Source organism: Dyella caseinilytica, assembly GCF_016865235.1.
GTDB classification, from domain to species: domain Bacteria; phylum Pseudomonadota; class Gammaproteobacteria; order Xanthomonadales; family Rhodanobacteraceae; genus Dyella_B; species Dyella_B caseinilytica.
Genome location: NZ_CP064030.1, coordinates 3633905 through 3650154, shown reverse-complemented (window position 1 = coordinate 3650154; position 16250 = coordinate 3633905). Strand labels below are relative to the sequence as shown.

The following is a 16250-nucleotide window of genomic DNA, read 5'->3' as shown; positions in this document are numbered from 1 at the left end:
AGGCACACCGCAGCATGCGACCCCGTACGTGGGCGGTTGCAGTACCGGTTAACATGTGTCTTTTTGCGGGTTTGCGGGCGCCATGACGGATAACCAGCGTGACCTCGAGGCGGGCATCCAGCTCGACCTGAACGGCCGGATGACCTACAGCGGCTACCTGCGGCTGGACCAACTGCTTACCGCCCAGCAACCGCTCAGCCAGCCCCCGCACCATGACGAACTGCTGTTCATCGTGCAGCACCAGGTGGCCGAGCTGTGGATGAAGCTGATCATTCACGAGCTGAAGCTGGCGACCGCGCGCCTGCGGGTCGACGACCTCGATGCCTGCCTGAAGATTCTTGCGCGCGTGAAGCAGGTGCAGCGGCAATTGTTCGAGCAATGGGCGGTGCTGGAGACGCTGACGCCGTCGGAGTACCTGGAATTTCGAGGTGTGCTGGGGGAGTCTTCCGGCTTCCAGTCGCTGCAATACCGCACGATCGAGTTCGTGCTGGGCAACAAGAACGCGCAGATGCTGAAAGTGTTCGAGTGCGACCCACCCGCTCAGGCGCAGTTGCGCGAAGTGCTGGAGGCGCCCGGGCTTTACGATGAATTCCTGCGCTATCTGGCGCGCCGCGGCCATGCGGTGCCGGCGGCGCGGGTGGAGCGCGACTGGAGCCAGCCGTATCAACGCCATGACGATCTGCTGCCGGTGTTCAAGCGCATTTATGAAGAGCGGGCTAAGTTTTGGCCGGAATACCACATGTGCGAGCAATTGGTGGATGTGGAGGAAAGTTTCCAGCTTTGGCGTTTCCGCCATATGAAAACGGTGGAGCGGATCATCGGACACCGTCGCGGCACCGGAGGTTCCTCGGGCGTGGCGTTTTTGAAGAAGGCGCTGGATCTGGAGTTTTTTCCCGAATTACTGGATGTGCGCACTGTGCTGGGAAGTTGACCTTCCCTCACCGTCATTCCGGCCTTCACCGGAATGACGGTGAGGCGAGTTGTTGCATTGCATTTGACGAAAGCGTGTTTGGCTCGTTACATCTTTTTAAATCCAAAGCCCAAGGGGAAATCCGTGAGCCAGAGTTCCGAAGCCGGCGTCGCCGCCACGCCCGACTTTCCACAGCTGCTCGGTCATCCGCGTCCGCTATGGATGCTGTTCATGACCGAGTTCTGGGAACGCTTTGCGTTCTACAGCGTGAGCTGGTCGCTGGCGCTGTATATCGTGGCGCAGTTCTATCACGGCGATCCCTCGGGGCAGAACTGGGCCAGTGCCATTTTCGGTACATATACCGCACTGGTTTACGCCACCAGCCTTTTCGGCGGGTATGTCGCGGATAAATTGATCGGCTATCAGCGTTCGATTCTGATCGGCGCCGTGGTGATGTCCATCGGCTTGTTCACGGTGATGCTGCCCAGCAAGCTGGCGATGCTGTACGGCCTTGCGATGGTGATTGTTGGTGATGGTTTGTTCAAGCCGAACATTTCATCGATGGTGGGGCAGTTGTATGCGCGAGACGACGATCGTCGTGATCGCGGTTTCACCCTGTTCTATATGGGCATCAACTGCGGTTCGTTTCTGGCGCCGCTGGTGACCGGATGGCTGGCCAGCTATTTCACCGATACGCCATTGCAACAGAATTTCCACGTCGTATTCGGTGCTGCCGGCATCGGTATGGTATTGAGCTTGCTCTGGTTCTGGTTCGGTCGGCGTGGCCTGCGTGGCGTGGGAAGGCCTGCGCCAGGCGCGGACAGTCTCATGCGCGTGCTGTGGGTTGTGGTTGGCGTGATAGCTGCGGTGCCGGTCGTCTATTGGATGCTGTCGGCGATCGGGGCGATCGGTCTGCAATGGCTGCTGGGTCTTCTGTTCGTGGGTGTGGCGGTGATGTTGATCGTCGAAGCAGGGCGTCACGATCGCGTTCAGGTGGAGCGTGTGATCGCGATGATGGTCATTTTCGCGTTCAACATGCTGTTCTGGATGTTCTATTACCAACTAGGCACCTCGTTCAACTTTCTTGCGCAAAACCTTGTCGACCGCAAGATGTTTGGTGGCTGGGAATTTCCGGTAGGTTGGTACCAGTCGGTGAATCCGTTGGCAATCATCGTGCTGGCGCCGATAGTCACGCAGATCTGGGCACTCCTTGCCAAGCGTCGTAAAGAGCCGTCGATCCCGCGCAAGTTTGGCTTTGGCCTCATCCTCAACGGATTTGGTTTTCTGGTGCTGATGTATGCGTTGTCGCACCTGATCAATGCGCAGGGATTGATTCCGTTCTGGCCGCTTACCACGTGCTATGTGCTTCAGACAGCGGGCGAGTTGTGCCTGTCGCCGATTGGTTTGTCGATGGTGACCAAGCTGGCGCCGCCGCGCCTGGTGGGCGTGGCCATGGGCGGATGGTTCCTGTCGCTGGCGGTGGGCGGCAATCTCTCCGGATTGCTCGCGGGCCATATCAGTGGCGATAGCGGTATGACCGCAGCGTCGGCGTTGAGCGGCTTTACCTTCAGCTTCTGGCTGTTGGCGGGAGCGGGCGTGCTGTTGCTGCTGGTTTCACCACTCATCAACAAACTGATGCATGGCGTGAAGTAGCGCCGACTGGGATACGGTAAACGGGCAGGGTTGTTGTTGCCCGTTTACCGTCAGCAAAGGATCAGTTCTGTGAGACCGGCTGAAGCTTGTCCAGAATCCGCGTCAGCCATTGCTGCTCTTCCGGATCCAGTTTCTCCAGCACCTCGCGCTCGCGCGCCCGCGCCATCGGCGCTACGTCATCGTGAATCGTCCAGCCCGCTTCGGTAAGCGTCAGCACCGAGCGGCGCTTGTCGCCATCGTGGGTATCCCGATGGACCCTCCCGGCCGTCACCAGCCGAGCCAGGGCGCGGCTTACCGCTACTTTGTCCATCGCTGTGCGCTCGGCCACTTCGCGGGCGGATAGCCCGTGGAAGCGGGCGAGGACAGCCATCACACGCCATTCCGTCACGCTGAGGTCGTAGCGTCGCTGGTAGTCGTCCGCGATGGCCTGGCTCACCGTGTTGGAAAGGATCGATAGCCGGTAAGGCAGGAAGTGCTCCAGTTCCAGGGGGGCATGTTCGGCTCCGGCAGGGGCTGGCTTACGCGGGGTTGACATTGCGGCAGTGTTCCTTGCAATTAGTTTCACATGTAACTATAACGAGGGCATTATCCCGATGGTGGCACGCTGCTGTAGCCGCCGTCGCGCATCGGACTCAAGTCAGGAGAGCGCCATGAACGCCCAGCCCAACCTCGGCATGCAAGTGACCACCTTCGAAAACCCCATGGGCATCGACGGTTTCGAATTCGTCGAGTTTGCCGCACCCGCAGGCCGTGGTGGCGAACTGCATAGCCTGTTCAAGAGCATGGGCTTCACCGCCACGCTCAAGCACAAAAGCCGTCCGATCACCGTCTACCGCCAGGGCGGCGTGAACTTCCTGGTCAATGAAGATCCGGATTCCTTTGCCGCCGATTTTGCCGCCAAACATGGCCCGAGTGCCTGCGGTTTTGCAATCCGTTTCAAGAGGCCGGCGGATGAGGTGCTCAAGGCGGTGCTGGCCAACGGTGGAGAGGTATCTGCTCACAAGGCTGACACCAAGGCTGTGAGCGCGCTGGCGGTGAAGGGCATTGGCGACTGCATGCTGTATCTGGTCGACCGCTACGGCAGCACGGGCAGCATCTACGACGGCGATTACGTGCCGGTGCCCGGTGCTGATCAGAATCCGGCTGGTTTTGGCCTGACCTTTATCGACCACCTCACGCATAACCTCTACTTCGGCAACATGCAGAAGTGGTCCGATTACTACGAGCGCTTGTTCAACTTCCGCGAGATCCGCTACTTCGACATCAAGGGCGCCAAGACCGGCCTGGTGTCCAAGGCGATGACCGCACCGGATGGCATCGTGCGCATCCCGCTGAATGAATCCAGCGACCCGAAGAGCCAGATCAACGAATACCTCGATGCCTATCACGGTGAAGGCATCCAGCACATCGCCTGTTTTACCGACAACATCTACGACACCGTAGAAGCGATGCGCGCAAAGGGCGTGGAATTTCTGGATACGCCCGATACGTATTTCGACGTGATCGACATGCGTATTCCAAACCACGGCGAGGACGTGCCGCGTCTGGCCAAGAACAAGATCCTGATCGATGCCGATCCGGAAACCAAGCAACGCAAGCTGCTGCAGATCTTCACCCAGAACAACATCGGGCCGATCTTCTTCGAGATCATCCAGCGCAAAGGTAATGAAGGTTTCGGCGAAGGCAATTTCCAGGCGCTGTTCGAGTCGATTGAGCGCGATCAGATGAAACGTGGTTTTTTGTAATTCTTGAAAGCCCCTCTCCCTTTGGGAGAGGGATTGGGGTGAGGGTTCGGTAGTGCAGGGATGTATCAAACCACCGTTGCCGACGAGAACGCGAGAACAAGCTCGCCATCTTCGGCAAACGAGTACAGAGGCAGAAAGGGAACTGTGGTACCGCTTGCGCGGTGGTCGCTTGAACGGGCACAAATTCCGAAGACAACATCCGATTCCGCCTTATGTGGCCGATTTTTATTGCGACACCAACCGGTTGGTCATTGAATTGGATGGATCCCAACATGATCCACAAACAGATAAAACGCGCACGTTGTATCTTGAAGCTCAAGGACTGAAGGTGTTGCGCTTCTGGGACAATGATGTGCTACAGCAGATGGATGCGGTGCTCGAAGTGATTTTTAGTTCCTTCGAAGATCGTACCCTGACCCCAACCCCTCTCCCGAGGGGAGAGGGGCTTACAAGCGAAGAGCGATAAGGCCTATGCAATCGAACGGCTACCAATCCGGCTTCGGCAATGAATTCGCCAGTGAAGCGATCAGTGGCATTCTGCCGCTCGGCCAGAATTCGCCGCAGCGTGTGCCGCATGGTTTGTATGCGGAGCAACTTTCCGGTTCCGCTTTCACCGCGCCGCGGCATAGCAATCGCCGCAGCTGGCTGTATCGCATCCGGCCAGCAGCGATGCACAAGCCGTTTGAACCGCGCATACACGGCACCTTCCACAATCGTTTCGACGAAACACCGGTGACGCCGAACCAGCTGCGCTGGGATCCATGGCCGATGCCTGCCAAGCCCACCGATTTTGTCGATGGCCTTGTAACGCTGGCCGGTAACGGCGGTGCGGCGGAGCAGGCGGGTTGTGGCATCCACATCTACGCGGCCAATCGTTCGATGGAAGGCCGCTTTTTCTACGACGCCGATGGCGAGCTGCTGATTGTGCCGCAGCTGGGGCGACTGCGTCTGGCGACCGAACTGGGCGTGCTGGAGATCAAGCCGCTGGAGATCGCGGTGATTCCGCGCGGCATCCGGTTTCGGGTCGAGCTACTGGACAACGAAGCGGGTGGCTACGTCGCCGAAAACTTCGGCAGCTTGCTGCGCCTTCCGGATCTTGGTCCGATCGGCGCGAACTCGATGGCCTTGCCGCGTGATTTTCTGACCCCGCATGCCGCGTACGAAGATGTCGAAGGCGATTTCGAGCTGATTGCGAAGTTTCAGGGCAATCTGTGGACTGCACGCATCGACCACTCACCGCTCGATGTGGTGGCATGGCACGGCAACTACGCGCCCTACAAATACGATCTCACCCGCTTCAACACCGTGGGCTCCATCAGCGTCGATCATCCCGATCCGTCGATCTTCACTGTGCTGACCTCGCTCAGCGATACGCACGGCACGGCCAATGTGGATTTCGTGATCTTCCCGCCGCGCTGGCTGGTGGCCGAGCACACCTTCCGCCCGCCGTATTTTCACCGCAATGTCGCGAGTGAATTCATGGGCCTGATCGAGGGTGTCTACGACGCCAAGGCCGGTGGCTTCGCGCCGGGTGGTGCGAGTCTGCATAACTGCATGAGCGGACACGGTCCTGATGCGGCGAGTTTCGAGAAGGCCAGTGTTGCTGACGTGAGCAAGCCGGATCATCTCACCGGCACGATGGCCTTCATGTTCGAAACGCGCAAGGTGATCCATCCGACCCGGCAGGCACTGGAAGCGCCGCAACTGCAGGGCGATTACTACCAGTGCTGGCAGGGCATCGCCAAGCACTTTGATCCAGAGCGCGCGTAAAATAACCGGCCGTTCCGGTCATGGTGCGCAGCTATTGTGGCTGCAGCCATCGTCAATCAACGTTGTAAAAGGCTGCCCATCCATGCAGCCGATGGAGTGAATGCATGAAGCTGGGCAGTCTGAAGGAAGGTGGTCGCGATGGCACCTTGATCGTGGTCAGCCGCGATCTCAAGCACGCCGTGAAAGCCACCGGCATTGCCGCAACCCTGCAGGCTGCACTCGATGATTGGTCGAATACTGCGCCGCGCTTGAATGCCTTGTACGAAGAACTCAACGCGGGCAAGGCTGCCGGTGCCTTCACGCTGGAAATGAGTGCACTCGCCTCGCCGCTTCCACGTGCTTATGAATTCGTCGACGGCAGCGCTTATCTGCCTCACGTGGCGCGCGTGCGTCGCGCACGTGGCGCGGAGATTCCCGAATCGTTCTACGTTGATCCGCTGATGTACCAGGCTACCAGCGCCGGTTTTCTGGGGCCGCGTGATCCGGTCGTGGTGCCGAGCGAAGACTACGGCATCGATCTGGAAGCGGAAGTCGTGGTGATCACCGATGACGTGCCGATGGCGGTGACACCCGAGCAGGCGGCGACCCACATTCAGCTGGTTGGCCTGGTCAACGACGTCAGCCTGCGTGGCCTGATTCCCGCGGAGCTGGCCAAGGGTTTCGGTTTTCTGCAATCGAAGCCGCGCTCAGCCTTGTCGCCGGTCTTCGTGACGCCTGATGAATTGGGCGATGCGTGGCAGGACGAAAAGCTGCATCTGCCCATGCGCACCTGGCTCAACGGCAAGTGGTTTGGCGAAGCCGAGTGCGGCGTGGACATGCAGTTCAACTTCGCGCAACTGGTCGCGCATGCCGCCAAGACACGCCCGCTGACGGCAGGCACTCTCGTCGGTTCTGGCACGATTGCCAACGAAGACACCAGCAAGGGCGCGTCCTGCTTGGCTGAACAGCGCACGGTGGAAGCGCTGCGCGATGGCAAACCCAGCACGCCGTTCCTTAAGTTTGGTGACACCTTGCGCATTGAAATCATCGATAAGCAGGGCGCTTCGATTTTCGGCGCGATCGAACAGGTTGTTGCGCCCTTGAAGTAAGGATGATCGATCCCGATTCCTGTCGGAGTCACGTGTATTGGTACGAACAGGTGACGCGCCGGAACATCGGCGCTATCTTCGGGCGATCCCTCCCACAGACGCCAGGAGATTCTCATGTCCCAAGTCACCCTCAAGGGTAATCCGATCAACGTTGAAGGGCATTTGCCGGCCTTGGGCCATCAGGCACCCGCCTTCAGCCTCGTCGCCAAAGATCTTTCCGACGCCACCCTTGCCAGCTTCAATGGCAAGCGCAAGGTGCTCAATATCTTCCCGAGCGTGGATACGCCGACCTGCGCCACTTCCGTGCGCAAGTTCAACGAGAAGGCCAGCCAGCTCGACAACACCGTCGTGCTTTGCATCTCGGCGGACCTGCCGTTCGCGCAGGCACGCTTCTGCGGTGCAGAAGGCCTGGATAACGTCGTCACGTTGTCGACCATGCGTGGACACGATTTCCTCAAGCATTACGGTGTTGCCATCAGTTCCGGTCCGCTTGCTGGCCTGGCCGCACGTGCCGTGGTCGTGCTCGATGAGCACGACAAGGTGGTGCACACCGAGCTGGTCGGTGAGATCGCCCATGAGCCGAATTACGACGAAGCGCTGAAGTCGCTTCACTAAGCCAAGAGGTCAGGAGATCCCCGGCTTTGTGCTGGGGATCTGGTTTGGGCGTCATTGGCTGTGGCCTGGAGACGCTTTATTCTATGGATCAACGGCTGATGATTCTGCGATAGGCAGGGTTGTTGGCTCAAACGTGGTGATGTTTTGGGGGATGTGCATGCAGGGTTCCACAGGGACGTCGATCATCAATCCGGTGGTGTTGAGCAAGCGCTCCGACTACTGCCAGGAGTTCATGTCGGCACCGCCTTTCCCCCACGTTGTTATCGATGACTTCCTCGCGCCCGATTTTGCGCAGGCCTTGCTCGATACGTTCCCGGCGTTCGAACGCGGTAACGCGGTGGGCGATAGCGGCGAGCTGGGCGGAAAGTCCACCGTGGACAAGGTGCGCGCCCTTGGGCCGGCCTTCGAGCGGTTGGACGATGCGATCAAGAGTCCGGAATTCCTGAAGGCCATCGGCGATCTCACGGGCATCGAAGGCTTGATCTACGACCCTTGGTATCTGGGCGGCGGAACGCATGAGAACCGCAACGGCATGGCGTTGGATCCGCATGTCGACTTCAACTACCACCCCAGCGAACGCTGGCATCGTCGTCTCAATCTCATCGTTTATCTCAACCCGAATTGGGGTGCAGATTGGGGTGGTTGCCTGGAATTGTTCCGGGATCCGCATGCTGACAACCGGCCGTCGCGTTCGGTGAGTCCGGTTTTCAACCGCTGCGTGATCTTTGAAACCTCGGAAGTGTCCTGGCACGCCTTCGACACGATACGGATTCCCCCCGAACATGAAGGGATGAGCCGTCGCTCAGTTGCGTTGTATTTCTACACCAAGGATCGGCCTGCGGAGCAAACCGCATCCAGGCATACAACCTATTACGTCAACCGCCAGTTGCCTGATCATTTCGCTGAAGGTCGTACGTTGTCGCGCAGCGATGTGGCAGAAATCAAGCAGCTGCTGGACGTGCGCGATAGTCATATCCGCCTGCTTTACGCTGAAAATACCGCGTTACGCAAAGCGCAGGATCGTGGCTTGACAGGAAATCTGTTGTACCTGGCCAAACGCGCTTACGTGCGCTTCCGGCGTTGAGGCGTGTGCCAATGCCGGAAGCTTCTGGCGTTGGCTCGCGTATCCGGGTCAAACAGACCTGACTGAGTCGTCAGTGCTTGGTCGCGATGCGATAGCGCCGGTCATTCAGCATGGTGGGTATCCAGGCATAGCGCAACGCGTGATCACCGCCATCCGGGACAGGGGTCACGGTCATTTTCTCCGCGTATTCACGCAGCGTGGCCACCACATCGATACGCGGCACAGCATCGAGCAATTGCACGTTTGCCACGGAACCGTCGGGCTTGAACGCAACGATAAAGTCGGCAATACCTGAGTCGGGTAAACGATCATCCAGCGCCGGTTTGAAGTGATTTCTTACTGAGGTGGGATGCAGATGGTTGAGGATTGCCTCGCCAGCGATACCTACCTTGATTTCCGTGTCGTACGTGGCGACGAAGCTGTTTACATCCTTCATGATGGCGGTCATTTGCGATTCGCTGATGTGATCCTGTACGCGCTGTACCAGCTCGGCGGCGTAGGCATTACGAGATTGGCTGTCCCGTTTTGACATGAGCGCATAGTGGGCATAAATCTGCGCCCAGTTCATCGCTTCGCGATATTGACCAGCCGCGAGCTCAAGTTCGGCCATCTTTGCCATCGCCAGCACACTGCCGCGGATGGCGGCGTTGCCGAAGTAGAGCGTGGCTTTCTGCGGATTTTCCTGCACCGGTGAGCCGGGCGCGTGCTGACCCATGTGGTAGAGCGAGCCCAGCATGTAGAGCGCATGCGGGTCGTTGCTTTGAGTCGCGTCTGCTTCGAGATTCGTCAGTATGCGCTGGCGATCAGCGAGCGGAACCGTGCTGTCGAATACTTGCGACCAGGATGCATCGGAGGATGGGCTTAGCGCTGGCGCCACGGGGGGATGCGTGGAATCCGCAGCACATGTGTAGTCGATGCTGCATGCCATCAGCAGCGCGATCACTGCGCGAAATGCGTACGTCCGTTGATGCCCCATATCGTGCCCCATCCGTGTTCCCGTATGCCGGGGCAACATTAGCACCTTGGAACGCCGACGAGCATCCCGGCGCCTGTGAGGCACAGTGACGCTGTCGCGGGCAAGAAAAAAGCCGGGTATGACCCGGCTTTTTTCGACCTATCGCAGGATGGCGCTTACTTCGCGGCCAGCAGCGCCTTGGTCATGTCGAGCATGCGGTTGGAGAAACCCCACTCGTTGTCGTACCAGCTCAGCACCTTCACCAGCGTGCCGCCCATGACGCGGGTCTGGGTGGCATCGTAGATGGAGGAATGAGCGTTATGGTTGAAGTCGATCGACACCAGCGGCTTGGTGTTGACGGCCAGGATGCCCTTCAGCGCGCCATTGGCGGCTTCGTTGATGGCGGCATCGATTTCTTCCTTGGTGGTGTTGCGGGCAGCCACGAAGCAGAGGTCAACCACCGATACGTTGATGGTCGGCACGCGCATGGCGAAACCGTCCAGCTTGCCGTTGAGGTCCGGCAGCACCAGGCCCACCGCGGCGGCAGCGCCGGTCTTGGTCGGGATCTGGGAGTGCGTAGCCGAACGGGCGCGGCGCAGGTCGGAGTGGTAGACGTCCGTCAGCACCTGGTCATTGGTGTAGGCATGGATGGTGGTCATCAGGCCATGCACGATGCCGATCTTGTCGTGCAGCACCTTGGCCAGCGGAGCCAGGCAGTTGGTGGTGCAGGAGGCGTTGGAGATCACGTCGTGCGCGGCGGTGATCTTGTCGTGGTTCACGCCGAACACGAAGGTGCCGTCCACATCCTTGTCGCCGGGGGCGGAGATGATCACCTTCTTGGCGCCAGCGGCGATGTGCGCACCGGCCTTGGCCTTGGAGGTGAACAGGCCCGTGCACTCCAGCACCACGTCCACACCCAGCTCGCCCCAGGGCAGCTTGGAGGGGTCGCGTTCGGCGCAGACCTTGATGCGGTCGCCGTTGACGATCAGGTCACCGCCGTCCACCGAGACTTCGCCCGGGAATTTGCCGTGGGCGGTGTCGTACTGGGTGAGGTGCGCGTTGGTCTCGGCATTGCCGAGGTCGTTGACCGCGACGATCTGGAATTCGTTCGTACGGCCTGATTCGTACAGCGCGCGTAGAACATTGCGGCCAATGCGACCGTAACCGTTGATGGCGACCTTGATGGCCATGGGACAGCGTCCTCCGAAGTGATGGCGGGCAACAAAGCGGCGGTCCAGTCGGGCCGCCGAAAGCGCCATTTTAGCCCGAACCGGACCTATCCCTCATCTGGGACTGGTTTGGGCTATCCAGACAGGGCAGGATCGTGGGCCAAACGCCTCTCGGCCATCCATCCCGGAGCATCCCCATGAGTGACGAACAGCTGATCGAGCTGAGCCTGGAGCAGGTCGAGGACTACGAATTCCGGGTCCGCTTCGACGGAACGGCCATTCCTGACCTGACGACGGATGAGGCCGCACCGCTCGGAGGGGATGCGGGTCCCAACCCGTCGCGCTTGTTGGCCGCGGGCGTGACCAACTGTCTTGCTGCCAGCCTCTTGTTCGCTTTGCGCAAATTCAAGAATGCGCCGGGCAATCTGTCGGCCAAGGCCCAGGCTCATCTCGCGCGAAACGAACATGGGCGCTGGCGTATCACGCGTATCGGCGTGGATTTGCAATTGACCGATGCCGTCACGGCACTTGAGCATGTCGATCGCGCGCTCGCGCAGTTCGAGGATTTCTGCATCGTCACCGAGAGCGTGCGGCAGGGTATTGCCGTAGACGTGAATGTGCGTGATGCGTCAGGAAATGTCGTGCACACCAGTGCCGTCTGAGTGTCATGCCGGTTATGGCAAGATGCCCACTTTCTTGTCCACGAGTCATCCGCATGCTGTCCGTACGCCGCCTTGCTGCCGCCCTGTTTGCCACACTTGCCATCGCCCCCGCGGCACAGGCATGGGGACCTTTGGGGCACAGCGTGGTGGCGGAACTGGCGCAGCGTCACCTCAGTCCGGCGGCCAAGGCCGAAGTGGAACATCTGTTGGCGCTCGATCACACGACCTCGTTGGCCGACATCGCCAGCTGGCCCGATGAAATCCGCAACGATCCCAAACAGCAGGATTTGTGGAAGCAGACGCGCGAATTGCACTACATCGATTTCAACGGCTCCGATTGCATCTACACGCCTCCACGCGATTGCAAGGATGGCCAGTGCGTTGTCGAGGCCATTCCGCATTACATCGCCATCCTGGGCGATCGCAGCCAGCCGGATGCAGCGCGGTTGCAGGCGTTGAAATTCGTAGTGCATTTCATTGGCGATATTCACCAGCCGCTGCATGCGAACTACCAGCAAGATGCCGGCGCCAACAAATACCAGGTGCAGTTCCAGGGGCAGGGCACGAATCTGCATCGCGTATGGGATTCGGGTTTGCTGAGTACGCGCAACCTCGACTGGAAGGCCTATGCAAACATGCTCGACGCCGAAGGTGAGGTCGCGTTGCCACCATCGATTGCGCCCTACGACAACGCTGCGGCGCAGTGGGCGGAAGAATCCTGCCAGATCACGCGTAGCATTTATCCGGCAGGTCACAAGATCGATCAGGCTTATATCAATGCCGAGCTGCCAGTCGCCGACACCCGCCTGCGCGAAGCAGGCAGGCGTTTGGCAGAGGTGTTGAATCTCACCTTACAAAACGGCTAAGCGTGTATAGAGGGCTTGCCTAAGGCGAGGTATCTGGGCTGCCTTGGTTGCTTGAGGTCATCGTGTTTGAGCCGATGTGACGATCGATGAACTCAACGATCTTTTCATAGGCTTCTTCCTTGTGCTGCGGCAAGAAGAAGCCGTGCCCCTCCGCGGGTTCGACCAGCGTTTCGACATGCTTGCCGCTTTGCTGGAGGGCTTTCACAAGTTCCTGGAAGTTCTTGAAGGGGGCGCGTGGATCTTCGCCGCCGTGAATCAGCAGAATATCTGCCTTGATGCGTGATACACCGCTTAGCGGTGATCGGCGTAGCAAGTCGTCTGGATCGGATCCGAGTGCGAGTTTCAGATACGCATCGCCGCGGTCGGTCTGTTCGGTGTCGCTTCGGCTCAGCTGGACGCGCAGATCGTAGACGCCGTCGTAGCCGATGGCGCATCGATACAGATCGGGCTCACGCACGGCGCCCTCGAGGGCAGCGTATCCGCCGTAGCTGGCGCCGTAGATGCAAATGCGTTTCGCGTCAGCGTAGCCTTGCTGGATAGCCCACTTCGTCGCGTCGGTGAGGTCATCCTGCATGCTCAGTCCCCATTGCCGGAAGCCGCGCGAAATGAAGTTGCTGCCGTATCCGCCTGAGCCGCGATAGTTGATTTGCAACACCGCGTAGCCGCGATTGGCAAAGAGCTGTACTTCCGGATCAAAACGCCACTCGTCGGCGATCCCGTGGGGGCCGCCATGCGGCAACACGATCATGGGGAAAGGCGGATGGCCAGCCGGTAAGGTTAGGAATCCGTGCAAGAGCAGATCGTCACGCGTGGTGAACGCGATAGGTTGCATGGGGCGCATCTGCTTCGGGTCGATCCAAGGCATCGCGCTGAATAGGTGGCGCGCGTTGTGAGTGCCTAGATCAAACAGGTAGTAGTCGCCCGGATTACGGTCGCTGACAACGGTCACCACCGCGTGCTTTCCATCACGCGTGAAGCTGGAGAAATAAGCCAGCTGTCCGGGGAAGTTGGCAGCCAGCGCCTTGCTTAGTCGCGCTTCGAGACTGTCGTCATCCAGATAGAACAGCTTCTGCTGGCCGTCCTGGGTGATGACGGCGTAATAGTCCAAGCCATCTGCCGTCGGCAGCAGCGTTCCGGGATTGGCGAATGCTCCCTGGTACAGCCGCCGGAAGGTGTTGCTGGCGATGTCGAGCAGCTCGATGGCATCCGGGCGATCGCCGTGTGCCACGCGTACATAGAGCTTGCTGTTGTCGCGGTTGAACCCGATGGGCACAAATTCGATTCCCGTCTTGGCGGGGTCGTTAAGCACGGTCCAGGCGTCGTTCGCGGATGCACGCAGCCACACGACGTCGCCGGCATAGTCGTTGTCCGCGTAGGCCACTCGGACCAGACCGGCATGATCGGCGATGAGTTTGGCATTGCGGACGGGCGAGGCGCCCTGACTTACTGTGCGACCGTTGCGCACATCCAGGACTTCCGCCGAGGTGTAGCTGCCTTCGCGCGACAGGGTGAAATCGTTGGTGGCGATAAGAATCTTGTTTTCCGCGACCGGATCGACACCTAGCGGTTCCGCGTACGCATCGCGTCGCTGGAGAACGGGAATCATGCTGCCCGTTTGCATGCTTCCCGCGCGATAGCCGAACAGGTCGATGGCATCGCTCCCGTCGGCGTTGATCGCAAAAAGCTCGCCGGTCGGTGTCGGCGTATCCAGGCCGCCGTATTGGATGGCCACGGTGGCAATGATGCGGCTGTCGCTGGCCCAGAGGTAATCGGACACCAGCATGGATCGGCCTGAGCGCAACACGTGCAGGATCTTGCCGGTGCCCACGTCGACAATGCAGATCAGGTTGCCATAGGGATTGTCCGGCTGCGGTACCAGCGTTGCCAGGTAGTGGCCATCCGGCGAGATGGTGACCTTGGAAAAGTCCGGCTGTCGGATGAAGTCGGCGATGGGGACCGGACCATGCGCGACAGTATCGGCGTATGCATCAGCCGCCAACCCGGCATGCGCTGCCAGGAGGGATGACACAAGCACGGCCGTTAGGCCCCATTTACGTCTATCCATCCATTTCACCTTTTCGACATTTTGCTTTTCTAAATTTCTTGCGGCAATGCGTCAGAGCGCATTGCATTCGATTGCATTGCGAATCATCTTGCCGAGTACGAGTGTAGTTCTGTTAGGCTCTGTGAATGACTGCGAAAATTGAAGCGATGACTACCGATACTCACTCCCGCCGTACCAAGATCGTTGCCACCCTGGGCCCCGCCACTGATGCGCCGGGCATGCTCGAAAAAATCATCAACGAAGGCGTGGACGTAGTCCGCCTCAACCTCTCCCACGGTCAATCTGACGATCATCGCGCCAGAGCGGTCGCTGTGCGCAAGGCCGCTGAAAAGGTCGGGCGCGAAGTAGGCATTCTTGCCGACCTGCAGGGGCCGAAGATCCGCGTCGAACGTTTTGCCAACGGTCCCATCGAGTTGCGTGATGGCGAACCCTTCGTGCTGGACTGCCGCGCCGATGCTCCCCCCGGCGATGTCACTCGCGTCGGCGTGAGCTACCTGGGTTTGCCGCAAGATGTGAAGGCCGGCGATGTGCTGCTGCTGGACGATGGTCTGGTGGCGTTGACCGTGCTGGAAGTCGTCGGCCCCGAGGTGCGCTGCCGCGTGCTGATCGGTGGCAAGCTTTCCGATCGCAAGGGCTTGAACCGTCAGGGCGGCGGTCTGTCCGTGACTGCGCTGTCCGACAAGGACAAGGCCGATATCAAACTGGCGGCCGAGATTGGCGCTGACTTTTTGGCCGTATCCTTCGTGCGTTCCGGCGCGGACATGGAGCAGGCGCGTCGCTTGTTGCACGAGGCCGGCGGCAACGCCTCGCTGGTGGCGAAGATCGAGCGTGCCGATGCCATTCCGGTGCTCGGCGAAATCATCGACGCTTCCGACGTGGTGATGGTGGCGCGTGGTGACCTGGGTGTGGAAATCGGCGATGCCGAACTACCGGGTCTGCAGAAGAAGATCATTCGCGAAACGGTGCAGCGGAACCGTGCCGTCATTACGGCGACACAAATGTTGCAATCGATGGTGCGTTCACCCATTCCGACTCGCGCGGAAGTGCTGGACGTCGCCAACGCCGTCATCGATGGCACCGATGCGGTGATGTTGTCAGAAGAGTCCGCGGCAGGTGCCCATCCGGACAAGGCCGTCGCTGCGTTGCGCCGCATCTGTCTCGGTGCCGAACGCCAGTTTGAACCCAAGGAAGACATGACCACCGGAGGCCATCGTCTTGATCGCACCGATCAGGCGATCGCGCTGGCAGCGATGGTGCTTGCCAGTGAAGTGGGGGTACGTGCCATCGTGGCGTTAACCGAATCCGGTGCGACCGCGCAGTGGCTCTCCCGTTATCGCAGTGCCGTGCCGATCTATGCGTTGTCGCCGTTCGACGATGCCCGTCGTCGCATGCTGATGTTGCGTGATGTGCAGCCGGTGAAGTTCACCCATGACACCTTGAACCCGGCCGTGTCGGCACGTGAGGCCGTGCGCCAGCTGTTCGTCGCTGGCAAGCTTTCGGAAGGTGACCGCGTAGTGCTCACCCACGGTGATCACATCGGTCGTGGCGGCGGCACCAATACGCTCAAGCTGCTTTCGGTCGGCGCGGAAGGAATGGTGGAAAGCCTTCGCGATCTATGAATCGCGATGGCGTCCCGTAGCGCTGCTGCGCTGCGGGTTCGCTAGACTA

At 59.7% G+C, this 16250-nt stretch carries 15 protein-coding genes; 11 read left to right on the top strand and 4 right to left on the bottom strand.

What is annotated here, in order from left to right:
• Positions 1-82: 82 nt before the first annotated feature.
• Complete coding sequence (locus ISN74_RS16110) at positions 83-931, top strand: tryptophan 2,3-dioxygenase (protein ID WP_188800181.1); 849 nt, start codon at positions 83-85, stop codon at positions 929-931.
• A 123-nt stretch (positions 932-1054) separates the two neighbouring features.
• Positions 1055-2563, top strand: coding sequence for a peptide MFS transporter (locus ISN74_RS16105; RefSeq protein WP_188800180.1), 1509 nt, complete (start codon positions 1055-1057; stop codon positions 2561-2563).
• 61 nt (positions 2564-2624) lie between these two features.
• Here ISN74_RS16105 and ISN74_RS16100 read toward each other — a convergent pair whose 3' ends face one another.
• The gene (locus tag ISN74_RS16100) at positions 2625-3098 is read right to left on the bottom strand and encodes a MarR family winged helix-turn-helix transcriptional regulator (protein WP_188800179.1); all 474 of its coding nucleotides are present in this window, start codon (positions 3096-3098) and stop codon (positions 2625-2627) included.
• Between the two features lie 115 nt (positions 3099-3213).
• Between ISN74_RS16100 and hppD the strand changes: the two genes are divergently transcribed.
• From hppD to ISN74_RS16070, 6 genes are all read left to right on the top strand, one after another.
• Positions 3214-4308 (top strand): 4-hydroxyphenylpyruvate dioxygenase, encoded by a 1095-nt coding sequence (gene hppD / locus ISN74_RS16095; RefSeq protein ID WP_229679325.1) that lies wholly within the window; start codon positions 3214-3216, stop codon positions 4306-4308.
• Positions 4309-4384: 76 nt separating this feature from the next.
• The gene (locus ISN74_RS16090; RefSeq protein WP_229679379.1) at positions 4385-4774 is read left to right on the top strand and encodes an endonuclease domain-containing protein; all 390 of its coding nucleotides are present in this window, start codon (positions 4385-4387) and stop codon (positions 4772-4774) included.
• Positions 4775-4779: 5 nt separating this feature from the next.
• The gene (gene hmgA, locus ISN74_RS16085; protein ID WP_188800178.1) at positions 4780-6078 is read left to right on the top strand and encodes a homogentisate 1,2-dioxygenase; all 1299 of its coding nucleotides are present in this window, start codon (positions 4780-4782) and stop codon (positions 6076-6078) included.
• Positions 6079-6182: 104 nt separating this feature from the next.
• Positions 6183-7166 (top strand): fumarylacetoacetate hydrolase family protein, encoded by a 984-nt coding sequence (locus tag ISN74_RS16080; RefSeq protein WP_188800177.1) that lies wholly within the window; start codon positions 6183-6185, stop codon positions 7164-7166.
• Positions 7167-7280: 114 nt separating this feature from the next.
• Positions 7281-7781, top strand: a complete 501-nt coding sequence (tpx, locus tag ISN74_RS16075; RefSeq protein ID WP_188800176.1) for a thiol peroxidase — start codon at positions 7281-7283, stop codon at positions 7779-7781.
• Positions 7782-7938: 157 nt separating this feature from the next.
• Positions 7939-8865: a 2OG-Fe(II) oxygenase gene (locus ISN74_RS16070; RefSeq protein ID WP_188800175.1), complete on the top strand. Its 927-nt coding sequence runs from the start codon at positions 7939-7941 to the stop codon at positions 8863-8865.
• Between the two features lie 70 nt (positions 8866-8935).
• Here the strand turns inward: ISN74_RS16070 and ISN74_RS16065 are convergent, their stop codons facing one another.
• On the bottom strand, positions 8936-9841 hold the full coding sequence (locus ISN74_RS16065; RefSeq protein WP_188800174.1) for an SEL1-like repeat protein: 906 nt from the start codon (positions 9839-9841) through the stop codon (positions 8936-8938).
• 155 nt (positions 9842-9996) lie between these two features.
• Positions 9997-11010, bottom strand: a complete 1014-nt coding sequence (gene gap, locus ISN74_RS16060; protein ID WP_188800173.1) for a type I glyceraldehyde-3-phosphate dehydrogenase — start codon at positions 11008-11010, stop codon at positions 9997-9999.
• Positions 11011-11186: 176 nt separating this feature from the next.
• Here gap and ISN74_RS16055 point away from each other — a divergent pair, with 176 nt between their 5' ends.
• The gene (locus ISN74_RS16055; protein WP_188800172.1) at positions 11187-11651 is read left to right on the top strand and encodes an OsmC family protein; all 465 of its coding nucleotides are present in this window, start codon (positions 11187-11189) and stop codon (positions 11649-11651) included.
• Between the two features lie 53 nt (positions 11652-11704).
• Positions 11705-12517 carry a S1/P1 nuclease gene (locus tag ISN74_RS16050; protein ID WP_188800171.1) on the top strand — a complete coding sequence of 271 codons (813 nt, stop codon included), beginning with the start codon at positions 11705-11707 and terminating at the stop codon, positions 12515-12517.
• Between the two features lie 19 nt (positions 12518-12536).
• On the opposite strand, the gene ISN74_RS16045 is transcribed toward ISN74_RS16050, so the two are convergent.
• Complete coding sequence (locus ISN74_RS16045) at positions 12537-14582, bottom strand: alpha/beta hydrolase family protein (RefSeq protein ID WP_188800170.1); 2046 nt, start codon at positions 14580-14582, stop codon at positions 12537-12539.
• 146 nt (positions 14583-14728) lie between these two features.
• On the opposite strand from ISN74_RS16045, the gene pyk reads away from it, so the two are divergent.
• Entirely contained in the window at positions 14729-16201 is a 1473-nt protein-coding gene (gene pyk / locus ISN74_RS16040) for a pyruvate kinase (protein WP_188800705.1), read from the top strand.
• The last annotated feature ends 49 nt before the right edge of the window (positions 16202-16250 follow it).

Excerpts from the sequence above, each read along its gene's own strand:
- ISN74_RS16110 (WP_188800181.1), top strand. The coding sequence starts at position 83 with ATGACGGATAACCAGCGTGACCTCGAGGCGGGCATCCAGCTCGACCTG.
- ISN74_RS16100 (WP_188800179.1), bottom strand. The coding sequence starts at position 3,098 with ATGTCAACCCCGCGTAAGCCAGCCCCTGCCGGAGCCGAACATGCCCCC.
- hppD (WP_229679325.1), top strand. The coding sequence starts at position 3,214 with ATGAACGCCCAGCCCAACCTCGGCATGCAAGTGACCACCTTCGAAAAC.
- hmgA (WP_188800178.1), top strand. The coding sequence starts at position 4,780 with ATGCAATCGAACGGCTACCAATCCGGCTTCGGCAATGAATTCGCCAGT.
- ISN74_RS16080 (WP_188800177.1), top strand. The coding sequence starts at position 6,183 with ATGAAGCTGGGCAGTCTGAAGGAAGGTGGTCGCGATGGCACCTTGATC.
- tpx (WP_188800176.1), top strand. The coding sequence starts at position 7,281 with ATGTCCCAAGTCACCCTCAAGGGTAATCCGATCAACGTTGAAGGGCAT.
- ISN74_RS16070 (WP_188800175.1), top strand. The coding sequence starts at position 7,939 with ATGCAGGGTTCCACAGGGACGTCGATCATCAATCCGGTGGTGTTGAGC.
- ISN74_RS16065 (WP_188800174.1), bottom strand. The coding sequence starts at position 9,841 with ATGGGGCATCAACGGACGTACGCATTTCGCGCAGTGATCGCGCTGCTG.
- gap (WP_188800173.1), bottom strand. The coding sequence starts at position 11,010 with ATGGCCATCAAGGTCGCCATCAACGGTTACGGTCGCATTGGCCGCAAT.
- ISN74_RS16055 (WP_188800172.1), top strand. The coding sequence starts at position 11,187 with ATGAGTGACGAACAGCTGATCGAGCTGAGCCTGGAGCAGGTCGAGGAC.
- ISN74_RS16050 (WP_188800171.1), top strand. The coding sequence starts at position 11,705 with ATGCTGTCCGTACGCCGCCTTGCTGCCGCCCTGTTTGCCACACTTGCC.
- ISN74_RS16045 (WP_188800170.1), bottom strand. The coding sequence starts at position 14,582 with ATGGATAGACGTAAATGGGGCCTAACGGCCGTGCTTGTGTCATCCCTC.
- pyk (WP_188800705.1), top strand. The coding sequence starts at position 14,729 with ATGACTACCGATACTCACTCCCGCCGTACCAAGATCGTTGCCACCCTG.